Origin of the sequence: Actinomadura sp. GC306 (assembly GCF_004348665.1) — a bacterium.
Lineage (GTDB): Bacteria > Actinomycetota > Actinomycetes > Streptosporangiales > Streptosporangiaceae > Spirillospora.
This window is the reverse complement of record NZ_SMKM01000476.1, coordinates 1-2,226: the sequence shown is the minus strand read 5'-3', so window position 1 is coordinate 2,226 and position 2,226 is coordinate 1. Positions and strand designations below refer to the sequence as shown.

The window sequence follows — 2,226 nt, the reverse complement described above, 5'->3', positions numbered from 1 at the left end:
GCCAGGGGGTGGTCAGGGGGTGTCGCCGGGCGGGCCGAGGTGGCGCCGGCCCCAGTCGACGAGGGGGCGCAGGCGGCGCCACGCGTCCCTGACTCTCGGGACGACCTCAGGTGTCCGCACCCAGGGGTCGTCGGGCCAGCCCGCGTGCGCGTAGAGCGACCGGTGGCGCAGGAGTTCCAGCCGCGGATGGTCGGGGGGCGTGCCGCGGGGACGGGTCTTGAGCCGGTCTCCGGCGATCTCCATCCCGGTGGCGCGCAGCTCGTCCACGATGGCCTGGAGTTCGCCGCCGGACGTGTCGGAGCCGGCGGCGTCCCGGTAGCGGCGGAGCTGCTCGGGGGTCGGGGCGTACATGCCGCCCGCGGCGAGCAGCCCGTCCGCGTCGACCTGGAGGTAGAAGCCCTCGCCCGTGTGGCCGCCCTGGTGGGTCTTGTAGGGCGTCTTGTCCTTGCTGAAGCGGAGGTCGCGGTACGGGCGGAACAGCTTGACGGCGCCGAACTCGTCCTCCAGTTCGGCGCACAGCTCGGCCATCGGTTCGCGCACGTGGCGTTCGTACATGTCCTTGTGGGCCGTCCAGTAGGACTTGCTGTTGTCGGCCTGCAGGCCCTCGTAGAACGAGAACGTCTCGTCGGTGAAGCCCTTGAACGCCACGGCTCGCCTCTCAGTCGCGGGCGACGACCCGGTTGGTGAGACCGCCGACGCCGTCGATGGTGACCGTCACCTCGTCCCCGATCTCCAGCGGGCCCACGCCTTCGGGGGTGCCGGTGAGGATGACGTCGCCGGGCAGCAGGGTCATGACCTGGCTGACGTACTCGACGAGGGCCGGGACGTCGTGCAGCAGGTGGGACGTGCTGGAGTTCTGCCGGACCTCGCCGTTGACGGTGGTGGAGATCGCCAGGTCGGCGGGGTCGGCCTCGGTCTCGATCCACGGGCCGAGCGGGCAGAACGTGTCGAATCCCTTGGCGCGCGTCCACTGCCCGTCCTTGGCCTGCAGGTCGCGGGCGGTGACGTCGTTCGCGCAGGTGTAGCCGAGGATGACGTCGGCGGCGCGGGACGCCGGCACCTCGCGGCACATCCGGCCGATGACGACGGCCAGCTCGCCCTCGTAGTCGACCCGCTCCGACAGCTTCTCCGGGTACATGATCGCCTCGCCCGGGCCGATCACGGCGGTGGACGGCTTGCCGAACAGCATCGGCTCGGCGGGGGCCTCGCCGCCCATCTCGGCCGCGTGGGCGGCGTAGTTCTTGCCGATCGCGATGACCTTGCTCGGCAGGATCGGCGCGAGCAGCCGGACGTCGGCGAGCGGGAAACGCTGCCCGGTGAACGTCAGCTCACCGAACGGGTGGGCCGCGATGGCGGCGACGGTGTTCTCCTCCACCACGCCGAAGGCCATTCCTTCGTCGGTGGAGAACCTGGCGATACGCATGTTCGAAAGCCTAGTGCGTCGGTCAGAAGCCGCATGCCTCGCCGTTGAGCTCGCAGTCCCGCACGGGCGTCGTGGCGCCGGACGCGCCGAACTGGACCTCCCACGTGCCGCCGGGCGGGATCGCGGGGGCGCCGTCCAGGTTCTTGATCTCGACCTTCTCGCCGCCCTTGGCGAGCTTGGCGCCCCAGATGTTCTTCACGTCCGCGCCGGGCGTGCGGAAGGTCAGCTTCCACGTCTTCATCGGCTCGTCGGTCCGGTTGGTGATGACTATCCAGCCTTCGAAGTACCCCGGGTCCTGCTGGACGAGCTGGTAGGTGATGCCGGTTCCGCGCAGGACCGGGCCGATCGGCGCGGTGGGCACCGGCGGCGACGCGGGCTGCACGCCTGGCGCCCCGCTGCCCGGAGGCGTGCCGGGCGCCCCGCCGGCCGGAGGCGCGGTGGGCGCTCCGCTCGGTGCCGGGCCGCCGGACGTCGCCGGGGCCGGGCCACCGCCCTCGGTCGCCGGAGCGGACGGCGCCGGTGAGGTGCCCGCCCGTGCCCCGTCGTCCTTTCCCGGCCCGCCGGTCAGCAGCAGGACGGTGACGCCGGCGGCGGCGAGGAGGAGCACCAGGCCGCCGGCCAGCGCGACCAGCAGCAGCGGGCACTTCGACGGGCCCTTCGACCTGGGCGGGCCGGACGGCGGCACTCCCCCGGACGGCGGTACTCCCCCGGACGGCGAGGCGGCGGCCGGCATCGTGCCCTGCGGCGGCGCGCCGGGCACCGAGTACGCGACCGCCGGGACCGGCTCGGCGGGAGGAGGAGGC

3 protein-coding genes are annotated in these 2,226 nt (G+C 73.1%); all 3 read right to left on the bottom strand.

All coding sequences use genetic code 11. The features are described from left to right. Positions 1-12: 12 nt before the first annotated feature. Entirely contained in the window at positions 13-648 is a 636-nt protein-coding gene (locus E1200_RS32750; protein ID WP_131956476.1) for a DUF2461 domain-containing protein, read from the bottom strand. A 10-nt stretch (positions 649-658) separates the two neighbouring features. Further along, entirely contained in the window at positions 659-1,423 is a 765-nt protein-coding gene (locus E1200_RS32745) for a fumarylacetoacetate hydrolase family protein (RefSeq protein ID WP_131956474.1), read from the bottom strand. 22 nt (positions 1,424-1,445) lie between these two features. Beyond that, the coding region (locus tag E1200_RS32740; RefSeq protein ID WP_207933662.1) for a cellulose binding domain-containing protein at positions 1,446-2,226 on the bottom strand (781 nt) is incomplete at its 5' end.